The organism is Nocardia sp. NPDC004654, from assembly GCF_040609595.1.
Classification (GTDB): Bacteria; Actinomycetota; Actinomycetes; order Mycobacteriales; family Mycobacteriaceae; genus Nocardia.
Genome location: NZ_JBEXKI010000001.1, coordinates 739,310 through 759,786 on the forward strand (window position 1 = coordinate 739,310; position 20,477 = coordinate 759,786).

Below are 20,477 nucleotides of genomic sequence, written 5' to 3' on the forward strand. Positions count from 1 at the left end.
CCGAAACGCCGAAGAGCGGCCCGGACGAATCCGGACCGCTCCGCGGGTATTTCGAGCTACGAGCCTCAGAAGGCGGCTTCGTCGAGCTCCATGATGTCGTTGTCCAGGTTGGACAGGATCGCGCGGGTGGCGGTCAGCTCGGGCAGGACGTTGCGGGCGAAGAACTGCGCCACACCGATCTTGCCGTTGTAGAACGCCACGTCCGAGCCGGTGGCACCGGCGTCGAGGGCCGCGATGGCGACCTCGGCCTGGCGCAGCAGCTGCCAGCCGATGAGCAGGTCACCGACGGCGAGCAGGAAGCGCACCGAACCCAGGCCGACCTTGTACAGCTCGGCCGGCTGCTCCTGAGCGCCCATCAGGTGGCCGGTCAGGGTGGCGGCCATGGCCTGGACGTCCTCGAGCGCGGTGGCCAGCAGCTTGCGCTCGCCCTTCAGGCGGCCGTTGCCCGCCTCCGACTCGATGAACTTCTGGACCTGACCAGCCACGTGGGCCAGCGCCACACCGCGGTCGCGGGCGATCTTCCGGAAGAAGAAGTCCTGCGCCTGGATGGCGGTGGTGCCCTCGTACAGCGAGTCGATCTTGGCGTCGCGGATGTACTGCTCGATCGGGTAGTCCTGGAGGAAGCCGGAACCACCGAAGGTCTGCAGCGACTCGGTCAGGTACTGGTAGGCCCGCTCGGAACCGACACCCTTGACGATCGGCAGCAGCAGGTCGTTGACCCGGAACGCCACGTCCTCGTCGGCGCCGGAGACCAGGTTCGCCACGTCGGCGTTCTGGTGCGCGGCGGTGTAGAGGTAGATGGCGCGCAGGCCCTCGGCGTAAGCCTTCTGCAGGGCCAGCGAACGACGCACGTCCGGGTGGTGGGTGATGGTGACGCGCGGCGCGGTCTTGTCGGCCATCTGGGTGAGGTCCGCACCCTGCACGCGCTCCTTGGCGAAGGACAGGGCGTTCAGGTAACCGGTCGACAGGGTCGCGATGGCCTTGGTGCCGACCATCATGCGAGCGTTCTCGATGACGTCGAACATCTGCGCGATGCCGTTGTGCACCTCGCCGACCAGCCAGCCCTTGGCGGGCACGCCGTGGCCGCCGAAGGTGACCTCACAGGTGGCCGAGACCTTGATGCCCATCTTGTGCTCGACGTTGGTGACGAACACACCGTTGCGGTCGCCCAGGGTCTGGGTCTCGAAGTCGAAGTGGTACTTCGGCACGTAGAACAGCGACAGACCCTTGGTGCCCGGGCCAGCGCCCTCGGGGCGAGCCAGCACCAGGTGCATGATGTTCTCGAACAGGTCGTCGGAGTCACCCGAGGTGATGAAGCGCTTGACGCCCTCGATGTGCCAGGTGCCGTCTTCCTGCTTGATCGCCTTGGTGCGGCCGGCGCCGACGTCCGAACCGGCGTCCGGCTCGGTCAGCACCATGGTGGCGCCCCAGTTGCGCTCGGCGATGATCTGGGCCCACTTCTTCTGCTCGTCGGTGCCGTTGTTGTAGAACACCTGCGCGAAGCCGGCGCCCGCGCCGTACATCTGAGCGGGCGGGTTGGCGCCGAGGATCATCTCGCTCAGTGCCCAGACCACGCTGGAGGGAGCGCCGAGGCCGCCGAGCTCCTCGCGGACGCCGACCTTCATCCACTCACCCTCTTCGAGGGCGCGGTAGGACTTCTTGAAGGCTTCCGGCAGGGTGACGGTGTGAGTCTCGGGATCGAAGACCGGCGGGTTGCGGTCGCCCTCGACGAAGGACTCGGCCAGCGGGCCCTCGGCCAGGCGACGCACCTCGTTGAGCATCTCCTTGACGGTGTCGCTGTCCAGGTCGCCGTAGGCGCCCGCGTCGAGGAGGGTGCCCAGTCCGAGGACCTCGAAGAGGTTGAACTCAAGGTCGCGGACGTTGCTCTTGTAGTGACCCATGGTCTGTACTCACTCTCCGTTGAGTTGGTGCGGTCGGTTTGGTTGCCGTTCCCGCCCGTTGTCGCCACCGGGGTAGTGTCCGGTTTTCCGCATGCTACTCGCGGGTAACTTATGCGCCATATTACCGGCCGGTAAGGGGCTGGCAAAGACGGCGGGGCGCAATGTGACGCGATAAACAGCCCCTGAGCGCGGCATCTGTGCTCTCCGCTCGATGGCGGATACGGTGAGGTGTGCAGATCGAGACGAGCGCGGGTCCCGCGGAGATCGAGCTCGACCGGCCGCGCAAGCCTGCCTTCCTGCTGCTGCTCACCCACGGTTCCGGTGGCGGGGTGGAAACGAAAGACCTTCTGGCGGTGCGCGATTCGGCGCTCGAGCTGGGCGGCGCGGTGGCCAGAGTGGTGCAGCCCTACCGCGTCGCCGGGCGGCGCGCACCCGGTTCCGCGGTCAAGCAGGACGAGGCCTGGTTGGAGATCGTGGCCGCGCTGCGCAAGAAGGTGCGCGGGGTTCCCGTGATCCAAGGCGGACGCAGCAACGGAGCCAGGGTCGCCTGTCGCACGGCGGTCGCGGCACGTGCTCGCGGCGTGCTCGCGCTGTCGTTTCCACTGCATCCGCCGGGGAAGCCGGAGAAATCGCGGCGCGAGGAGCTGCTCGCGCCGGGCGGCATCGAGGTCGTCGTGATCAATGGGGCCAACGATCCGTTCGGCGTGCCCGATTCCGCCGACGCCGCCGAGGTGCGGGTGATCCCGGGGCAGCCGCATTCGTTCCGCGCGGGGTTCGACACCATCGCCGCGACCGTCCAACCGTGGTTGCGCCGCTGGTCGGAGTAGGTGCGCAAGGCTAACGGGCCGGGTTCCGGCAGCTCGTCGGCAAGGTTGATCCAGTCGCGACGATCCGACCGATCAGGAAGGCGTCTCTGGCTCGACAGGCTCCGGGGCGGGCTTGGTCGCGATGACCAGCGCATCGATGGCGTCCCGGTGCTCGGTCGGTCGCAGCACCCGTTCCGCGGTGTGGATCTCCAGATCGGAGGACGAGGCGAGATCGGCGACGATGTCGTCGGGCGTGAAGAGGATCGACGGGTCCGGCGGTCCGCCGAAGCCCTCCGTCAGGTTGAGCGTGTCGTGGCCGAGGACGAGCAGCGTGCCCGCCGGGGTGAGCAGCTCGGCCGCACGGCGCAGGACCGCGCGGCGCTGCTCGGCGGGCAGGTGCAGGAAGACCATCAGCACCAGCTCGTACGGACCGGTGACCCCGGCGGCGTCGAGATCGGTGACGTCGGCGCACTGCCAGGTGATGCGGCCGCGCACCGACCGGGACAACCGCGTGGCCACGGTCCGCCCTTTGTCGATGCCGACCTGCGAATAATCGACCGCGTGCACCTCCCAGCCGTGGGTGGCGAGCCAGACCGCGTTGCGCCCTTCGCCGCACGCCAGGTCGAGCGCCCTCGGCAGGGTCTCGCCGTCGACGGTCTCGGGTCGCGGCGGCACGCGCCGATCCAGCCCGTAGACGTGCTCCACCACGGTGCTGTTCGGTGGTGCGCCCCAGACCAATTCACTCTGCGCGTACCGCGCGTCCCAATCGGCCGCATCCATACCCGCGAGTCTAGGAACCGTCCCGCGCGGGCGAACTGTCGGCACCACTCACCCGGAGAAGGTGGGCAGCCACTGCACCGGCGACGTTTCGCGAATGTGCACGAGCACGTCGAACGCGCCCGCCAGCGACGGCACGGCGATGTGCGCCTCGGCGTCCTTCGCGGGGTCGTAGATTCCGCTGATCGTGCGCAGCTCGGCCGGGGCGTGGCGCCACGCGTCCACCGATTCCGTTGCGGCCGTTCGCAAATCGACGGAGAACGCGGCGAGGTCGACTTCGCCGAGCAGCGCGTCCACCAGCTCTGGCCGTGGCCGCGGCGCCTGAGCCATGCCGAGATCGCCGTGGTGGAATCCGATGGCGATGGCGACGTAGTCCGTGCCGAAGTGATCGCGCAGGTGGGCGCCCGTCCCGCGGAACTCGCCCGCGGCCGAGCCGACGCCGAGCGACTGCGCGCTGACGTGGGCGATCCCGTCCCAGTACGCGATCTTCGCGCCGGTCTCGCGTTGCCATGCGATGACGCGCTCGGCCGACGGCCGCTCGTCGCGGGCGAAGCCGCCTTGCCCGGCGACGCTGTGCTCATGGAACTCGACGATCAGTCGCGCGTGCGCATGGGCCGTGCGGTGCTCGTCGGTGTCGGGCAGTCCGTCGAGCAGGGCGAGCGCGTCGCGGGCGTGTTCGGCGAACGGGCGTCCGGGATGAATGCCTTGGTGGCGCTGGACGTGCTCGTCGATCTGGTGCGCGGTGCGGATCGGGTTCAGGTGGGATTCGGCGGGCGCCAGCCGATCCGGTGCGATCCGGCGCAGGTAGTCCAGCACCGCGTCGTAGTCGGAAGGTTCGGCGCGCGGCGGTTCGACGCCGAAGACGCGGATCGGGTCGTCCGGGTGCTGCTGATTGAACAGCCTGATCCAGGCCAGCGTTTCGACCATCTCGACCGTCCGCAGCGGCCGCCACGCCCCGGCCAGCGCGGTGTCCGGATCGCCCGCCCCGGTGCGGACGTACTCGTCGAGGCGCTCACCGGAACGCGCGCTGTCCTGGATCGCCAACGCGCGGAACCCGTGCCGGTCGACGAGCGAGCGGAAGAGCCGCTCCCGCACGCCGTAGGTCTGCCGGGAGAACCTGGTCGACTCGCCGAGCCCGACGATCGTCGCCGAGCCGAGGGTCTCGACGAGTTCGTCGAGGTCCGGCCCGACGAAGCCCGGCTCGGTGTCCGCCACGGGACGCGCGGCGATGCGCAGCCAGGCCGCCAGTTCGGCGGGGGCGATGCTGGATGCAGAAGTCACTGTTCCTCCCGGAGTTCTCGCGTCTCTGCCGCCAGACTCATACATCAAGCATTGTTGAGGTCAAGCGCTCCGGGAAAGGAGTTGGGGCGCCCGCGGACAGCGGACGCCCCGCTCGAGCGCATCGCGCGCGAAAAGTTTGCACCGCGGGACGATCGAATGCGCACCTCGTGGCGCAAGGGAACACTCGCATCACGGCACGATCGAAAGCCCGCATCGCATCGCGATCAGCGCGTCCCACGCAGCGATCGAATGCGCACCGCCCAGCGCGATTACAACGTGGTACGCATCAACACCACGTTGTACTGACTGTGCACCGTCGTCATGAAGTACAGATCGCGCCCGGTCTGATACGGGAAGATCGACGGCGCGTAAGCCGACGGCAGCTCCCTGGTGTCGATCAAAACCTCCGGCTCGCTCCACGGCCCCGCGGGCGAGGAGGCCCGCCGCATCACGACCGAGTTGAATGGGTCGGTGGTCAGCGAGATGTATTGGCCCAGATAGTCGTTCCACATGACCGACAGTTCACCGACGCCCCCCATGATCGGCGCGGCCGCGTTGACGTCGTCCTTGCGCCAGCCTTCGCCGTCCCAGTACTCGTACTCGCCCAGGTTCTGGATGTCGTGCTCGCGCACTCGCGCCACGTACGCCGCGTTGTCGCGCCCGGACGGGGTGCCGTACTCGTAGACGTATCCGCCGCTCTTCAGGAAGGCGTTCATCTGGAAGTTGGCGTTGCCGCCCTCGTTCGGGCGGCGGGTGTGCCCGAGATCCGCCCAGGTCTCACCATTGTCGGCGGAGGCGGCCAGGCCCGAGTAATTGGTGGTCCACTCGCCGACGTTGTCCCAGGTCTTCACTGACATCATGCTCATGTACTGCACGCCGTCGACCGAGATGCCCGCCGTGGGAATGCGGCTGATTTCGATGAACGGAATTTTCGGGCTCGGAATGAGATCGCGCGCCTGGCCGAGGACGTCGCGCACCGCGCTGTCGAAATAGATGCCGTTGGAGGGGTCCTTGGTATTGCTGCGCACCAGGATGTTGCTGCGCCACGCCCACATGCTGCCCGCCAGCAAGTTGGGGAAGCCGAGTCCGGCGGTGTCGCCGAACGCGGTCAGCATCTCGCCGTGGCCGTTGTCCCACATGATGCCCAGATCGGTGCCGAGCACGTTGTAGGTCTGGGTGTTGTTGGGACTCGCCATGCCGGTCACCTGGAAAACCGCTCGGCTGCGACCGGCCAGATTCGGCAGCCCGGTGGTGCCGTTGAGCACCGGAATCGGGTTGATCGCGTTCGGGTTTGCCGTGGCGGGGGTAGTTGCCGTGAGAAGCAAGGCCGTGCTACCCGCTAGCGTCGAAAGCAGGATTCTTGCGGTCTTGTTCAAAGTCGTGGGCCCTCCGGGTCTCGCCGAATCGGCCTCGACACACCACCCCCCGATGTGTCCCGAAGCACATTTCGAATGGCTGGCAAATCGACGGAAATGCTAGCAGTCGAACCGGGGAAATTGGTGGCTTGCGATCTTGTCCCTACGAATCGTTGCTTTCGTTGTGCGATCTTCCATCGCGCTTCCTGGCCAATCGGAGCAGCAACGGCAGCTGCGTCGCGCGCTCGATGGCGAAAGTGCGCCGGGCCGACGCGTGCCAGGACCGCTCGAACAGCCGCTTGGCGCCGGCCACCGCGTGTGGCGAGCGGGCCGCGATGCGTTCGGCCAGCTTCTCGGCGGCCGCCAGCGGGTCCGCGGTCACCTCGGTGACCAGGCCGATGCGCTCGGCGTAGGCGGCGTCGACCACGTCGGCGGTCATGGTCAGCAGCAGCGCTTTGTCGATGCCGATCAGCCTGGAAAGGGTCGCCGCGCCGGTCATGTCGGGGACCAGGCCGTGTTCGGCCTCCATCACCGAGAACTCGGCGTCGGGTGTGGCGAAGCGGACGTCGGCGGCCAGCGCGATCTGCAATCCGCCGCCGAAACAGCGACCGTGCACCGCGGCGATGACCGGAATTTCCAGCCTTCGCCATGCCCAACAGGCCTCTTGAAAAGTGTTGGTGCCGCGCCAAGGCAGGGGCACGAAGTTCAGCGCGGCCGCGAGCGGGTCCTTGGTCGCCTTGGCGACGTCCAGTCCGCTGCTGAAGCTGGGGCCGTTGCCGGACAGGATCACGGCGCGGACGCTCTCGCGCCTCGCGACCGTACGTGCGGCGTCGACCAAGTCCTCGAGCATCTCGATGGTCAGGCCGTTGTGCTTGTCCGGCCGGTTCAAGCTCACGTAGGCGCGGTCGCCGTCGAACCGCAGCGCGATGTGGGATCCCATGCCCGGATCTTACTCTCGAGTCAGTTCTTGTCCACGGGCTATTGCCCTGGTCGGAGGGGTCTGCTTCAATCGAAACAAGTTACCGTCAATGTTGACGGTAACTGGAGTCGAGCGGAGGAACAATGCTGCCAGCCGGAATGGATCCGCGGACGCCGGTGCTCGTCGGTGTCGGGCAGGTCGTGCACAGGGCGGGGGAGCCGGGACTGCCCGGTCCGGTCGAGCTCGCCACCGAATCGCTGCGCCGCGCGGGCGCGGACAGCGGCGCCGGGGATCGGCTGCTGCGCGCCGCCGATCTGGTCGCGGCGGTCGCCCCGGTCAGCAAGCCGTACCCGGATCTGGGTGCGCTGGTCGCGGCCGAATTGGGCGCCGCGCCGAAGCGCACGATGCAGTCCGTGCGATTCGGCGGTGACGCACCGCAGCGGCTGCTGAACACGGTCGCGCAGGCCATCGCCGACGGACAGTCCGAGATTGCCCTGATCACCGGCGCCGAGTCCGTGGCGTCTTGGAACGCGGCCACTCGCGCGGGCGCCGCGCCCGGTTGGCCCGAGCAATCGGAGGATGTCGCGCCGAGCGAGGTGATCGGCTCGGACAAGGCGCCCAACTCCGAGATGGAGACCGCGGCCGGACTGTGGGGTCCGGTCTACTTCTACGCGCTGATGGAGACCGCGCTGCGCGGCAGGCTCGGACTGAGCGAGGACGCGCACCGCGAGCGGATCGGCGGACTGTGGTCGCGGTTGTCGGCGGTGGCCGCGGACAACCCCTACGCGTGGCTGCCCGCCGCGCAGTCGGCCGCCGATCTGGTGACGCCGTCGTCCGGCAACCGGATGGTGTCGACTCCTTACCCGAAACTGCTGGTCGCGAACTTGTCCGTGGATCTCGGCGCGGGACTGATCCTGTGCAGCGCGGCGGCCGCCGACGCGGCCGGAGTGCCGCGCGATCAGTGGGTCTTCCCGCACGGCGGCGCGACCGCGACGGACGAGTGGTTCGTCTCCGAACGCGCGGACATGAGCGTCTCACCCGCGATCGCGGCGGCGGGCCGGTCCGCGCTCGGCGCGGCGGGCATCGGAATCGACGATGTCGCGCATGTCGACCTGTACTCCTGCTTCCCCGTCGCGGTGCAGGTCGCCGCGGAGGCGCTCGGTCTGCCGATCGACGATCCGGCGCGGCCACTCTCGGTCACCGGCGGCCTGACTTTCGCGGGCGGCCCGGGCAACAACTACGCCACGCACTCCATCGCCACCCTCGCCGCGCGGCTGCGCGAGGATCCCGGCTCGTACGGTCTGGCGACCGCGCTCGGCTGGTACATCACCAAGCACGGCGTCGGCGTCTTCTCGACGCGCCCGCCCGCCAACCTGTTTCGCGCGGCCGAGGCCACGGTGCCCGTCGAACGTCGCGCCACCGCGCCCGGCTACACCGGCCCGGCGACCGTCGAGGCCTACACCGTCGCCTACCGTAAGGGCCCCGCGCCGGAGCACGCCGACGAACCCGAGGCAGTGGTGATCAGCGCGCTGAATCCGGCTGGCGCACGCATACTTGTTCGGGTTTCCGACGCCAAGACCATCGCGGCGTTCACCGACGGCGACCCGATCGGCGCCAGCGCCCAGATCATCGCCGCCGACCAGCTCACCCTGCGCACCGAGAGGACCCTCCGATGACCGACCAGGTACTCGTCGAACGCCGCGACGCGATCACGCTGTTGACCGTCAACCGGCCCGAGGCACGCAACGCGATCGATCTGGCCACCGCGCAGGCCATCGAGGCGGCCGTCGACGACTTCGAGGCCGACTCCGACGCGCGCGTGCTCGTGCTGACCGGTGCGGGCGGAACCTTCAGCGCGGGAATGGATCTCGTCGCGGCGTCGAAGGGCGAGATGCCGATGACGCAGCGCCGCGGCCCGCTCGGCATCGCGGCGAAACCGCCTGCCAAGCCGATGATCTCGGCCGTCGAGGGTTTCGCGCTGGCGGGTGGCTTCGAGCTGGCGCTCGCGGGCGATCTGATCGTCGCGGCCCGGGACGCGCAGTTCGGAATCCCCGAGGTGAAGCGCGGTCTGGTCGCCGCGGGCGGCGGTGTCCTGCGGCTGACTCAGCGCCTGCCGCGCCCCATCGCGGCCGAGCTCGCGCTGACCGGCGGGCGCATCGGAGCCGAGCGGCTGTACCAGCTCGGGCTGGTCAACCGGGTCACCGAGCCGGGCGCCGCGCTGGCGAGCGCGCTGGAGCTCGCCGCCGAAATCGTCGCGGCCGCACCGCTTTCCGTCGCGGCGAGCAAGCGCATCATCGACGAGTCGCCGGACTGGACGGTGGCCGAGGGGTTCGCCAAGCAGGGCGAGATCGCGTTGCCCGCGCTGTTCTCCAAGGACGCCGCCGAGGGTGCGCTGGCGTTCGCGCAGAAGCGCGAACCGAAGTGGCAGGGGCGCTGACCCGATGACCGAACGCGTCCGGGAGACGCAGGCGCAGCGCCGCGCGCGGATGCGCACCCGGCTCCTGGACGCGGCGATCGAGAGCTTGGTCGAGGTCGGATACGCGGGCACCACGACGCTCGAAGTGCAGAACCGCGCGGGCGTTCCGCGCGGTACGTTGCAGCACCACTTCCCGACCAAGCCGGACCTGCTCGCGGGCGCCGTCGAACATCTGGCCGCGCGCCGATTGGAGCAGCTGACAACCGAATTCGCGGCGATTCCTGAGGACGTCGATCGGCTGGCGACCGCTGTCGAACTCACCATGCGCATGTTCAGTGGTTCGTCGTTTCTTGCCGCACTGGAGATTTGGGTCGGCGCCCGCACCGACGCGGAACTGCGCGCCGCCTTCCTGCCGTTGGAACAGCGCCTCTTCGAGCTGATGCACACCAGCATCCGCGACATCTTCCGCGCCGAGTTCCCCGACGATCCCCGGGTGCCGACGATCACCGAGTTCACTATCGAGATCATGACCGGGCTGGCGATGCGTGCGCTGTTGACGGGAAATGTGGAGCGGAACCGAATTCTTCAGCAGCGGTGGGGGAATGCGGTGCGGGTGTTGTTGGGGACGGCTCCGGCGGACACGCTGCTGGAGGTTCGGTCGGTCTGAGTGGCGCCACCGGTCGCTCGCCTGCTCTGTTCCCAGGCGGCCCTAGCTGATCGCGACGGCCGCGAGCGTGCGCGCTACTTGTCCAACTGATCGAGCAACAGCCGAGCGCACCCCTCGGGGTCGTCGAAATACGGCGAGTGCCCGCTGCCGGGCAGCGTGACGTGCCTGGCGTTGGGAAACGCCGCCCGCGCCCTGCGGTGCTGGGTGGCGTAGGTGAGGAGGATGTCGCGGTTGCCCCAGGCGATGGTGACGGGAATGTCTGCGAGCGCGCCGATTTCGGGCAGTCGGACGTCGGTGAAGGAGTCCAGCGCTTCGGCGAAACCGGTCGAGCGGACCGCCCCTTCGGCCGTGTCGATCGCGACCTGCGCGTCCACCGCCCACGGCTTGCCGAAGATCAGGGAAAGGAAGACGGTGCGGCCCGCTGCGTTGCCGAGGATCTTGGGCAGCACCGGACGCAAGGTGCGCGCGAGCAGCACCGACTTGCCCAGCGACTGCTGGCACCACACCCGGCCCGCGGTGTCCCAGAACCCCGCCGGGGAGTAGGCCGTGACCGAGCGGGCCAGCCCGCGCGCGCCCAGTTTCAGGGCGATCAGTCCGCCCATCGAGTTGCCGCCGAGGTGCGGGCGCTCGATGCCCTGCTCGGCGAGCCAGTCGGCCAGCGCGTCGGTGAGTTCGTCGACGGATGTGTGCGGCAACGGATCCGAGTGCCCGAAGCCGGGCAGATCGACGGCGATCACGTCGAAGGACGCGGCAAGCGTTTCGATGATCGGCTCCCAGATCTGCCAGCGGCTGCCGACGCCGTGCACCAAGACCAGCGGTTCGCCCGTGCCGACCCGGTGATGATTCCACGCAGTCATGCTCGTCCTCGGTTATCTGTTGGCGGTGTGCCAACAGTATCAGGGCATCCGCGTTCCCGCTGGCAGAGTGGTCGTTCGCGGGTACGATAAATGGTATGGCAACGCGTAAGGTCACCCTCTCGCTGGACGAGGCGGCCTGGTCGTTCGCGGAACAAGCTGCGGCCAGGGCGGGCATGTCGCCGTCGGCGTGGATTTCCAAAGCCGCGCGGCGGGAAGCGGTGCGCACGGGCGTCGGTCCGGTGACCGACGCGGCGGCGGAAGCCGCGGCCGACGAGGCGGAGCTGGCCGCCGCCGAGGAGGCGATGCGTGCGCAGGGGTGAACTGTGGAGCTATCACCCGCACGGTTCGCCTCGGCGCCGTACCGTCGTGCTCATCAGCAGCGACGGCATCAACGAATCTCCCCGGCAGTGGCTGATCGCCGCCGAACTGCTCGACCAGGATCCGCAGGACATCCTCGCGGTCCAAGTGCCTGGACGCGGCTGGGTCCACGCGGGCAACATCGGCCGCATCTACCGCGGCTGGCTCGCCGAGCGCATCGATGACATGGACGCCGAGGTGCTGGAACGGTTGGACACCGCGTTGCGCGCCGCGATGGACTTGTGACGCGGATGGCTCGGCGGGGGTACGGTCCCGGTGCGGGAACCGTTGAGAGCGAGGGCATTCGGGTGAGAAGAACGGTCATCGCGGTGGCGTGTGTCGTGCTACCGCTGCTAGCGGGTTGTGGGGACGAGGCGAGCACGGCGTCTACCACTGCCGCCACGTCGACCGGGAGTACCGCGTCTGTCACCTCCGCCGCGACCTCCACCGTCGCGCTGCCCGCCGGGGACTTGGGCCAAGCCGATATCGCGTCGGCGCTGGCGGGCAAGGGGCTTCCGCCGAAGCAATCCGAGTGCGTCGCGCGAATCTATGTGGAGGAGAAGATCTCTCAGGACGGGTTGCGCAGGATTCTCGGTGCGGATCTGAGCGGTCCGGTAGACCCGGTGCTGCTCGGGCTCAGTGCGGAAGACCGGACGCGGGTCGGTACGGCCACCCAGCGGATGGTGCAGGAGTGCATTTTCTGACGGGATTCCGCGCCGCGGCGAGCCGTCCGAAAGGGATGCGCAAGGGCGCGGAGTTTGCGGCGTGCCACCCCACGCGCGACGGCAGATGAGCGGAATCGGCTTGCTGGCGAGCCAGTTCGCGCCCGGTGCAGCTCGACCGCTTGGCTCGCCGTGAACTGTCGCCCGTTGACGAGGATCCCGTGTCACCCAGGGCGGTCAGACAGCGATCGTCAGGTCGATCTCGGCGTGTGAACCTTCGACGAGATCCTCGGCGATCCGGACCGGCTTCTTCACCGGCAGCACGTACGTCCCGCGCTTCTTGTCCGGGAACAACGAGGTCGACCAGGCGCTCGCGCCGATCCTGACGCGCACGCGGACCGCCCCGAAACCCCCGGACCGGTGCCCGTAGCGCTCCTCGATCTCGTCGGCGATCTCCTCGGGCAGTGACACGAAATGCCAGGAGCCCGCGCCGGAGTGCTCCCATACCCGCGCCGTGAACGAATACCGCGAACCAGCCACGTGGCGACTGTAACGGCGCGGTCCGACACGGTCCGTCTCCAAACCCCGTCAGCCCATGCGATCGCACAGATTCAAACCCTCGTCTCACCACCGCCCCGGTGATGCACTGGGAACAGCCGGGTGCACCAGCAGCCGCGCCCGGCCACCCCACGAACTACCGGACACCACGGAGCGGCCATGACGACGGAGCGGATCGCGGAGCAGATCGAATTCGCCTAGCGGGTGCCCAATGTCAGCGGCGGCCTGGTCACCAGCGATATCGAACAGCCGCTGGAAATTCCAGCACATCGGCCGTGCCCTGCCGCACGAGACCACGTCACCCCTGCACGGCGTCATCTGACAGGGAAACCACGAAAGAAAGGACACAGCGGTGACAGTGACCGTCGTCGTCGGCAACCCGAAACCAGCATCCCGCACCCTGGCCGCGGCAACCCTGGTGGCGCGCGGCCTGCGCCCCGATGCCGAACCCACCGTGCTCGACCTGGCTTCCTACGGCCCGGCCCTGCTCAGCTGGGGTGATCCGGCCGTGGCCGATGCCGTGCGGACCGTGGCCGAATCCGAACTGGTGGTGTTCGCGAGCCCCACCTTCAAGGCCACCTACACCGGACTGCTCAAGCTGTTCCTCGAACAGTTCGACGGCGGAACGGGATTGGCGGGAGCGCTGGCCGTCCCGGTGATGCTCGGTGCGGGACCGGCGCACGCCCTCGCGCCGGACCTGCTGCTCAAGCCGGTGCTGGTCGAACTCGGCGCGACCGCCGCGTTGCCCGGCCTCTACCTCGCCGATCGGACCTTCGCCGAGGACGGCGTGATCGGTGCCTACGCCGAGCGCTGGGGGCCGGTTGTTCGAGCGTTGGGCCGTCCCGGTGCGGCGGAACCGGGCACGGACCGTTCCGGTGGGGGTGGTTCAGGGACGAGTTCTTCGGGTGCGGACTCAGCGGGCGCGAGCGTTGCGGGCGCGGACGCAGCGGGCGCCGCTGTTCCGGGCCGGACCCCTTCGGACGCGGCTCCGGACGTGCACACGAGCAAGGCGGTGGAACATGCATGACCTCTTCGAAACTCCTGCCGACGGAACGGGTTTGCGTCGCGCGTTCGCGAACTTCCCGAGCGGTGTGGTCGCGGTCTGCGCCGAGGTCGACGGCACACCGCACGGCCTCGCCGTCAGCACCTTCGTGCCCGTCTCCCTCGATCCGCCGCTGGTCTCCTTCTGCGTGCAGAACAGTTCCTCGACCTGGCCGCGCCTGTCCGCCGCGTCCCATCTCGGCCTGAGCCTGCTCGGCACGGATCAAACCGACGCCGCACGCGCGCTCGGCGCCCGCGACGGCGACCGCTTCCGCGCCAGCGAATTACACCGCGGCACCGGCGATGCCGTCTTCATCCGCGGCGCGTCCGCGTGGATCGAGGGCGTCCCCGAGGCGCAAATTCCCGCGGGCGACCACCTCGTCGTCATCCTGCGTATCCACCGCCTGGCCACCCGCCACGACGTCGACCCCCTCGTCTTCCACGGCAGTCGCTTCCGCCGCCTGCACGCCGAGCCGAGCGCGATCACCGACGTGGCGAGCTGATCACCCCCGGCCCTACCCTGGGCCGGTGCCCCTAGTCGAGGTGACCTACGCCCCCCACGTCCCCGAGTCGACCCTGCACGCACTCGCCGAGCACCTCCCGCACCTGGTCTCGGTCGCTGTGGAGTGCCCCGAGGAGCCCTACGACGGCGACCTCCAACCCGGCGACGTCGAACTCCGCTTCCGCCCCCTCGGCCCCTACGACCGCAGCGGCCTCGACGCGGTCATCGAGATCCGCTCCAAGTACTTCGACTCACGCGCCGCCACCCGCCAATCCCGCGTCGACGCCCTCCACCGCGCGATCACCGACCACACCCCACTCGCCGACTTCGGCATCTACCTCACCATGCCCATCGCCGCCTGGGCCCAGACGGAGTAGCCCCGGAAACGACGAAACCCGCTGCGGGGCAGCGGGTTTCGAATAGCTGAGCCGATGACGGGAATCGAACCCGCGCTGTCTGCTTGGGAAGCAGAAGTTCTACCATTGAACTACATCGGCGCGGTACCGAGGTACCACCCGAGACTGTAGCAGAAGCGGCGTTGCCGTGGGAAAAGTCGAGCTAGAAGGCCCTGACCTGCGCTGATGCTGCGGCAGCGAGACAGCCGACGCCGGCGAGCTGATCGGTGTCGCCCGTGCCGTTCGGTCGGATTCAGGGCGGTCGGTCTTCCCCAAATCTCGCGCTCCATCGCATCCGCCGAGCCAGCAAGTCGATCGTGCCGGTGGTTCAGTGGGCGAGAGCCGCCGCGGAATCGGTCCAGTTCCGGAGGACTTCCGTCAGGCCGTCGGCCGCCAGATCGTCGGTGGCCCAAGCGGTGTAGCCGTCCGGGCGGATGAGGACGGCGGCGGGGGCTCGTGCGGTTCACACGGTTCTACTCGCTGCGAAGCCTGTGGCAGGTCACGCGTGCGGATGGTGGCGAGCGAGGCGGGGATCAGGGCGCGCTTTCCAAGTCCGCCTTCAACCGCTGCAACGTGCGCCGGATGTTCCCGCGCTGGAACTCGGCGAACCCCGGCTTGCCGGTGGCGAGCTTGTCGAACCAGAGGGTCGGCAGGTCGGGCCAGCCGCGGCGGTCGTCGGTCCAGGTTTCGGTGATCATGGTTCCCTCGGGCACGGCCTCGAAGCGGTATTCCCAGCTGGCGATGGCGACCCGCAGGACCGGCTTGCGCAGGCCATAGCGGCGGACCTTGAACGCGAAGCGGCTGCCGCGGTCGGCGGCGGTGACCTCGCAGCCGGTGGACCAGCGCACGCCGCGGCGGACGTTGGTGCCGACGAAGCGCATGCCGACGCGTGCCGGCGCGCCTGGCTCGGCGACGACCGCGCCGGTGTTCTCCGGGCTCCAGCGGTGGATTTGGGTGACGTCGCTGACCCGGTCGTAAGCCGTCACCGGGTCGATCGCGACGACGATGCTGTCGGAGATCCGCTTTGTTCGTGGCACGGATCGACTGTAGCGGCGGCCCCCGAACGCAGCGTCAGGTAGCGGAACACGGCCAGGCAGAGCAGGATCCACAGCGCCCCGATGGTCCAACCCGCCAGCACGTCGGTGGGCCAGTGCACGCCCAGGTAGACGCGGGAAGCGCCGACGGCGGCGATGAACAGGACCGCGACCAGCGCCGCACCGACTCTGGCCGCCGCGTGCGCCAGCTTGGGGATGAGCACGATGGCCACGATCCCGACCACCACGAACGTGCCCGTGCTGTGGCCGGACGGATAGGACAGGCTGTTCTCCACCGCGAGGCGATCGGCGACCGGCGGGCGTTCCCGGCCGACGAGTCGTTTGGCGATCGCGACGATGAGCGCGGCCCCGAGCCCGGTCACGGCGATGAGTACGGCGCGCAACCGGTCGCGCTCGCGCAGCAGCGCCACGCAGACGATCACGGTCAGGATCGTCATGGACAAGGTGTCACCGCAGTTGCTGACCATCTGCGCGGTGGGCGTGAGCACCCCGTTGCGATTGTCGACGGCCCAGCCGGAGATCTCCGGGTCCATCGTCGCGAGCCCGCTGCTGTCGAGCACATTGCGGGTGAGCACGGTGATGAAAGCCGCGAGCAGCACACCGAGCGCGATGAGCGTCGGCACCGTTCTGCGGAGATTCGAGTTCACTGTTCCTAGGTTGCCCGCTCGCGCTGAGAATTAACTGAAGAACGGCGGCCGCTTCGCCCGCACCCGTGCCGTCGAAGGACCCGATTCGCCGAACGCTACGCTCGTGCCGTGCTGCTTTCCGATCGTGACCTCCGTGCGGAGATCGCCGCTGGCCGTCTCGGGGTCGAACCGTTGCTGGAGAGCCTGATCCAGCCGTCGAGTATCGACGTTCGCCTGGACCGGATGTTCCGCGTCTTCGACAACACCCGCTACACCCACATCGATCCCGCGCAGCGCCAAGACGAGCTGACCAGCCTGGTCGAGCCCGGTCCGGGCGAACCGTTCGTGCTGCACCCCGGCGAGTTCGTGCTCGGCTCCACGCTGGAGGTGTGCACGCTGCCGAACGACCTGGCCGGGCGGCTGGAGGGCAAGTCGAGTCTCGGCCGTTTGGGCCTGCTCACGCATTCGACGGCGGGCTTCATCGATCCCGGTTTCAGCGGCCACATCACGCTGGAACTGTCGAACGTCGCGAACCTGCCGATCACCCTGTGGCCGGGCATGAAGATCGGCCAGCTGTGCCTGCTCCGTTTGACCAGCCCCGCGGAGCACCCGTACGGCAGCGCGGTGGCCGGTTCCAAGTACCAAGGCCAGCGCGGGCCGACTCCTTCGCGCTCCTACCTGAACTTCCCGCTGCCGACCGAGGTGGTCGACGCCGCGGAATCGCGGTAGGCCGCGCACCCCGCGACCCACGACCGAATCCGCCCCGCCGACTGCCAACAAAGGGGGCGGATTCGGCCGCCGATCGGCGGCGAGGACCGACGACGCATTCAGTCCCCGCCGCCCGCTCCCACCGCCAGCGCCGTCGTGACGACGGCGGACAGCGGCGGAAGCGTGTCGCCGCGGCTCGGCGGGTTCACCCAGAAGCACCCTTCCCGGGTGAAGCGTCCGAGCCCCGTCGGCAACATCACCGCACTGCCGATGGCAGGTATCCCGATATCCAGACGGTTCAGCACCTCCAGCACCTGCGCGCCGGGACGGCTGTCCGGCTCGGCAAGGAAGCTCCAACGGATCTGCCTGGCCAGCATGGGACCCCTCGTCCCCTGCTGTTCCAGTGCCGCCCTGACCTTTTCGGCCCGGACGGTCGGCAGATGAACGACGCAGACTCGGCCGCTGATGGGCAGCATTACGAAACCGCCACGCTCGGTCACCGGTAGCCCGTACTCGTGCCGGTAGAAGGCCACCCAATCCTCGACTGTCCTGAGTTTGTCCACGTTCACGGCCAACTCCTTGCCTCCTGCTACCAGGGTCGGGCCATCGACCGCGACTCGGCATCGCCCCCATGCCCGCCTTCTACTGCCAATCCGCTGCCCTTGACCGGAAGGACCTCGCCGACCTGAGCCGCCAAAACCCGCAGCGCCCATAGCAACTAGGAATTATGTGTGGCAGTCGCCACTCGGCCCTCGTACCCTGGATGAAAGTTCGTGCGGAAGGGATGACATCGTGGTCCGGCACTGGTCAGGTAGAGAGACCCGCGCCCTTCGCGATGCCAAGCGGATGAGTATCCGGGAATTCGCGGCGCATCTCGGTGTCCACGAACGCCTGGTGTCCAAGTGGGAGGCGGGGGGCGACCGAGTCCATCCGCGTCCCGTCAACCAAGCCGCGCTCGATACATCCCTTGCCAGGTCCGACGAGGTTGTGCGGGCACGGTTTGCGGCGCTGACCGGCGATTCGCCGGTCGATGGATCTGCCGCCGGATTCGACGTGCGTTCCGCAGCGGGGGCGCGTGCGAGTTATTCGAGCGACGCGGACCTTCTTGCTCTCATAGACGCCGGTGCGATGAGAGGTGATGCGTTAGCAGCTATTTCGGAGAGGGATCTGATCATGGCGGCTGCCCACGAGGCCAGCGAACACGCAGGCCGGGCCGAGAGCACCAATGTGGGTGCGTCCACGTTGGAACAGCTCGACGCCGATGTCACGCGCATCGCGAACGAATACGTGCACATCCCGCCGGTTCCGATGATGGTGGAGATGCTTCGGGTCCGGCGCCGGGTGTATCGACTGCTCGAGGGTCATCAGCGCCCGGCCGACACCAGCCACCTGTATCTGCTCGCGGGCACGCTGTCCGGCCTGCTCGCGAACGCGAGCACCGACCTCGGCTACTACGACGCGGCGGGCGAGCAGGCCAGAGCGGCATGGGCTTACGCCGAGCTATGCGGGCACAACGGGCTGCGCGCCTGGACGCGCGGCATGCACGCGCTCATCGAGTACTGGTCGGAGCGTCCGCGCCGGGCCGTGCTGCTCGCTCAGAGCGGGCAGGACTTCGCCGATTCGGCGACCGCCAAGGTCCGGCTGCTCAACATCGAGGCCAGGATCTGGTCCAAGATCGGCAGCGCCGCCGACACCGACCGCTGCATCCGCGCCGCCGACGAGGCGCGCGAGCAGGCCGCCAGCGACGACCTGCACGACGGGATCGGCGGCGTCTTCGGTTTCCCCGACGCCAAGGCCCAGTACTACGCGGGCGCCACCTATATCCATCTCGGCCAGGCCGAGCCCGCGCTCACCGCGACCGAGCGCGCCATCGACCTCTACTCGAACGGTCCGTCGGAGAAGCGCTCCTATGGCGCCGAGGCGCTCGCCCGGGTGGACTGCGCGGCCGCGCATCTGATCAACGGCAGCCTGGACGGCGCCGCCGAGGCCCTGCACCCGGTGCTAGGACTGGCCGAGGACAAGCGCATCGCCCAGCTCGAGGAGCGGCTGACCGGAGTGCGAAGACGGATCGCCCAGCCCGCGTTCCGCGACGCCGTCGAGGCCCGTTTCCTGGACGAACGCATCGAGGAGTTCTGCGGCTCGACCGCGGCCAAGGGCATCCCGCCCGGTAATTCCGCACCTTGACGCACTGTCGAATGCCCTTGCGAGGGGATGGCACCATGGGAAGGTGAGCCCGAGTCATCTCCCCCACCATCCGCCGCGCGTTCTCGAGCAGTCCACGAAGCTGCAGAACGTCGTCTACGAAATCCGTGGACCGGTACACGCGCACGCGGCACGGCTGGAGGCGGAGGGCCACCGCATTCTCAAGCTGAACATCGGCAATCCGGCGCCGTTCGGTTTCGAGGCGCCCGACGTGATCATGCGCGACATCATCGCCGCGCTGCCCTACGCCCAGGGTTACTCGGAATCCAAGGGCATCCTGTCGGCTCGGCGCGCCATCGTGACCCGCTACGAGCTGGTGCCCGGCTTCCCCGAACTGGACGTGGACGGCGTCTACCTGGGCAACGGCGTCTCCGAACTGATCACCATCACCATGCAGGCGCTGCTGAACAACGGCGACGAGGTGCTGATCCCGGCGCCGGACTACCCGCTGTGGACGGCGATGACGAGCCTGGCGGGCGGCACCCCGGTGCACTACCTGTGCGACGAGTCCAACGGCTGGCAGCCCGACGTCGCCGACATCGAGTCGAAGATCACCGACAAGACCAAGGCGCTGCTGGTGATCAATCCGAACAACCCGACCGGCGCGGTCTACTCGGCCGAGGTGCTCCAGCAGCTGGTCGACCTGGCGCGCAAGCACCAGCTGCTGCTGCTCGCCGACGAGATCTACGACAAGATCCTCTACGACGACGCCAAGCACATCTCGCTGGCCAGCCTCGCGCCCGACCTGCTGTGCCTGACCTTCAACGGCCTGTCCAAGGCCTACCGGGTCGCCGGATACCGTTCGGGTTGGCTGGCCATCACCGGTCCGAAGGATCACGCCGCGGGCTTCCTGGAGGGCATCGACCTGCTCGCCTCCTCCCGTTTGTGCCCGAATGTGCCCGCGCAGCACGCGATTCAAGTCGCGCTCGGCGGGCACCAGAGCATCGAGGACCTGATTCTGCCCGGCGGGCGGCTGCTCGAACAGCGCGACGTCGCGTGGGAGCGGTTGAACATGATCCCGGGTGTGTCGTGCGTCAAGCCGAAGGGCGCGCTCTACGCGTTCCCGCGGCTGGATCCGAATGTGTACGACATCCACGACGATTCGAAGCTGGTCCTGGATCTGTTGCTCCAGGAGAAGATCTTGATGGTGCAGGGCACCGGCTTCAATTGGCCGAACCACGATCATCTGCGGATTGTCACGCTGCCGTGGGCGCGCGACCTCGCGGTCGCGATCGAGCGATTCGGCAACTTCTTGGCGAGCTATCGACAGTGATCTGCGTCGCGGGCCTTTAGGGCCGAATCGCCCCGCTTCTGGGCCGGAAACATACCGAATGTATGGATAGAAGCGAGTTTTGAAGACCCGCTAGCGCAAAAGAGCAACTTTTGTGTACA

22 protein-coding genes, 1 tRNA gene and 2 pseudogenes are annotated in these 20,477 nt (G+C 68.4%); 13 read left to right on the top strand and 12 right to left on the bottom strand.

The genetic code is table 11. The features are described 5' to 3' along the window. Positions 1–65 precede the first annotated feature (65 nt). Positions 66–1,901, bottom strand: a complete 1,836-nt coding sequence (locus ABZV58_RS03325) for an acyl-CoA dehydrogenase (RefSeq protein WP_354998543.1) — start codon at positions 1,899–1,901, stop codon at positions 66–68. Between the two features lie 230 nt (positions 1,902–2,131). Here ABZV58_RS03325 and ABZV58_RS03330 point away from each other — a divergent pair, with 230 nt between their 5' ends. After that, a complete protein-coding gene (locus ABZV58_RS03330; RefSeq protein WP_354998544.1) occupies positions 2,132–2,728 on the top strand; it encodes an alpha/beta family hydrolase in 597 nt (198 codons plus the stop codon). 72 nt (positions 2,729–2,800) lie between these two features. Here the strand turns inward: ABZV58_RS03330 and ABZV58_RS03335 are convergent, their stop codons facing one another. From ABZV58_RS03335 to ABZV58_RS03350, 4 genes are all read right to left on the bottom strand, one after another. Further along, positions 2,801–3,487, bottom strand: coding sequence for a class I SAM-dependent methyltransferase (locus ABZV58_RS03335; protein ID WP_354998545.1), 687 nt, complete (start codon positions 3,485–3,487; stop codon positions 2,801–2,803). A gap of 48 nt (positions 3,488–3,535) precedes the next feature. Beyond that, the gene (locus tag ABZV58_RS03340; RefSeq protein WP_354998546.1) at positions 3,536–4,765 is read right to left on the bottom strand and encodes an erythromycin esterase family protein; all 1,230 of its coding nucleotides are present in this window, start codon (positions 4,763–4,765) and stop codon (positions 3,536–3,538) included. Positions 4,766–5,034: 269 nt separating this feature from the next. Beyond that, entirely contained in the window at positions 5,035–6,090 is a 1,056-nt protein-coding gene (locus tag ABZV58_RS03345) for a DUF4185 domain-containing protein (RefSeq protein WP_354998547.1), read from the bottom strand. A gap of 193 nt (positions 6,091–6,283) precedes the next feature. After that, the gene (locus tag ABZV58_RS03350) at positions 6,284–7,048 is read right to left on the bottom strand and encodes a crotonase/enoyl-CoA hydratase family protein (protein ID WP_354999019.1); all 765 of its coding nucleotides are present in this window, start codon (positions 7,046–7,048) and stop codon (positions 6,284–6,286) included. A gap of 134 nt (positions 7,049–7,182) precedes the next feature. Between ABZV58_RS03350 and ABZV58_RS03355 the strand changes: the two genes are divergently transcribed. The 3 genes from ABZV58_RS03355 to ABZV58_RS03365 are packed head-to-tail and all read left to right on the top strand — an operon-like array spanning position 7,183 to position 10,122. After that, a complete protein-coding gene (locus tag ABZV58_RS03355; protein WP_354998548.1) occupies positions 7,183–8,715 on the top strand; it encodes an acetyl-CoA acetyltransferase in 1,533 nt (510 codons plus the stop codon). After that, on the top strand, positions 8,712–9,476 hold the full coding sequence (locus ABZV58_RS03360; protein ID WP_354998549.1) for a crotonase/enoyl-CoA hydratase family protein: 765 nt from the start codon (positions 8,712–8,714) through the stop codon (positions 9,474–9,476). Before ABZV58_RS03355 ends, ABZV58_RS03360 begins: the two co-directional genes overlap by 4 nt. Before the next feature lie 4 nt (positions 9,477–9,480). Beyond that, on the top strand, positions 9,481–10,122 hold the full coding sequence (locus ABZV58_RS03365) for a TetR/AcrR family transcriptional regulator (protein ID WP_354998550.1): 642 nt from the start codon (positions 9,481–9,483) through the stop codon (positions 10,120–10,122). A 74-nt stretch (positions 10,123–10,196) separates the two neighbouring features. Here the strand turns inward: ABZV58_RS03365 and ABZV58_RS03370 are convergent, their stop codons facing one another. Further along, positions 10,197–10,979, bottom strand: a complete 783-nt coding sequence (locus tag ABZV58_RS03370) for an alpha/beta hydrolase (RefSeq protein ID WP_354998551.1) — start codon at positions 10,977–10,979, stop codon at positions 10,197–10,199. Between the two features lie 95 nt (positions 10,980–11,074). Here ABZV58_RS03370 and ABZV58_RS03375 point away from each other — a divergent pair, with 95 nt between their 5' ends. The 3 genes from ABZV58_RS03375 (at position 11,075) to ABZV58_RS03385 (ending at position 12,040) form a co-directional block, all read left to right on the top strand. Beyond that, complete coding sequence (locus ABZV58_RS03375) at positions 11,075–11,299, top strand: hypothetical protein (RefSeq protein WP_354998552.1); 225 nt, start codon at positions 11,075–11,077, stop codon at positions 11,297–11,299. Beyond that, positions 11,286–11,582 carry a hypothetical protein gene (locus ABZV58_RS03380; RefSeq protein ID WP_354998553.1) on the top strand — a complete coding sequence of 99 codons (297 nt, stop codon included), beginning with the start codon at positions 11,286–11,288 and terminating at the stop codon, positions 11,580–11,582. The genes ABZV58_RS03375 and ABZV58_RS03380 overlap by 14 nt, the downstream gene beginning before the upstream one ends. A 62-nt stretch (positions 11,583–11,644) precedes the next feature. Continuing rightward, entirely contained in the window at positions 11,645–12,040 is a 396-nt protein-coding gene (locus ABZV58_RS03385; protein WP_354998554.1) for a hypothetical protein, read from the top strand. 195 nt (positions 12,041–12,235) lie between these two features. On the opposite strand, the gene ABZV58_RS03390 is transcribed toward ABZV58_RS03385, so the two are convergent. After that, positions 12,236–12,538, bottom strand: a complete 303-nt coding sequence (locus tag ABZV58_RS03390; RefSeq protein WP_354998555.1) for a DUF1905 domain-containing protein — start codon at positions 12,536–12,538, stop codon at positions 12,236–12,238. A 370-nt stretch (positions 12,539–12,908) separates the two neighbouring features. Here ABZV58_RS03390 and ABZV58_RS03395 point away from each other — a divergent pair. The 3 genes and pseudogenes from ABZV58_RS03395 to ABZV58_RS03405 all read left to right on the top strand — a co-directional run. Continuing rightward, positions 12,909–13,391: pseudogene (locus tag ABZV58_RS03395) on the top strand (NAD(P)H-dependent oxidoreductase); the annotation flags it as partial. A gap of 184 nt (positions 13,392–13,575) precedes the next feature. Continuing rightward, entirely contained in the window at positions 13,576–14,100 is a 525-nt protein-coding gene (locus ABZV58_RS03400; RefSeq protein ID WP_354998556.1) for a flavin reductase family protein, read from the top strand. 25 nt (positions 14,101–14,125) lie between these two features. Continuing rightward, positions 14,126–14,476, top strand: a complete 351-nt coding sequence (locus tag ABZV58_RS03405; protein ID WP_354998557.1) for a hypothetical protein — start codon at positions 14,126–14,128, stop codon at positions 14,474–14,476. Positions 14,477–14,525: 49 nt separating this feature from the next. On the opposite strand, the gene ABZV58_RS03410 is transcribed toward ABZV58_RS03405, so the two are convergent. The 4 genes and pseudogenes from ABZV58_RS03410 to ABZV58_RS03425 form a co-directional block, all read right to left on the bottom strand. Continuing rightward, positions 14,526–14,596, bottom strand: a tRNA-Gly gene (locus ABZV58_RS03410). A gap of 226 nt (positions 14,597–14,822) precedes the next feature. Next, positions 14,823–14,936: pseudogene (locus tag ABZV58_RS03415) on the bottom strand (hypothetical protein); the annotation flags it as partial. A 91-nt stretch (positions 14,937–15,027) separates the two neighbouring features. Beyond that, positions 15,028–15,531 (bottom strand): SRPBCC family protein, encoded by a 504-nt coding sequence (locus tag ABZV58_RS03420; protein ID WP_354998558.1) that lies wholly within the window; start codon positions 15,529–15,531, stop codon positions 15,028–15,030. Further along, positions 15,477–16,196, bottom strand: coding sequence for a phosphatase PAP2 family protein (locus tag ABZV58_RS03425; RefSeq protein ID WP_354998559.1), 720 nt, complete (start codon positions 16,194–16,196; stop codon positions 15,477–15,479). Before ABZV58_RS03425 ends, ABZV58_RS03420 begins: the two co-directional genes overlap by 55 nt. A 108-nt stretch (positions 16,197–16,304) precedes the next feature. Between ABZV58_RS03425 and dcd the strand changes: the two genes are divergently transcribed. Further along, positions 16,305–16,904, top strand: coding sequence for a dCTP deaminase (gene dcd / locus ABZV58_RS03430; RefSeq protein ID WP_354998560.1), 600 nt, complete (start codon positions 16,305–16,307; stop codon positions 16,902–16,904). Positions 16,905–17,002: 98 nt separating this feature from the next. Here dcd and ABZV58_RS03435 read toward each other — a convergent pair whose 3' ends face one another. Further along, positions 17,003–17,452, bottom strand: a complete 450-nt coding sequence (locus ABZV58_RS03435) for a hypothetical protein (protein ID WP_354998561.1) — start codon at positions 17,450–17,452, stop codon at positions 17,003–17,005. A 604-nt stretch (positions 17,453–18,056) separates the two neighbouring features. On the opposite strand from ABZV58_RS03435, the gene ABZV58_RS03440 reads away from it, so the two are divergent. Beyond that, positions 18,057–19,067 (top strand): XRE family transcriptional regulator, encoded by a 1,011-nt coding sequence (locus ABZV58_RS03440; protein WP_354998562.1) that lies wholly within the window; start codon positions 18,057–18,059, stop codon positions 19,065–19,067. Between the two features lie 43 nt (positions 19,068–19,110). Then, entirely contained in the window at positions 19,111–20,358 is a 1,248-nt protein-coding gene (locus tag ABZV58_RS03445) for a pyridoxal phosphate-dependent aminotransferase (RefSeq protein WP_354998563.1), read from the top strand. Positions 20,359–20,477 lie beyond the last annotated feature (119 nt).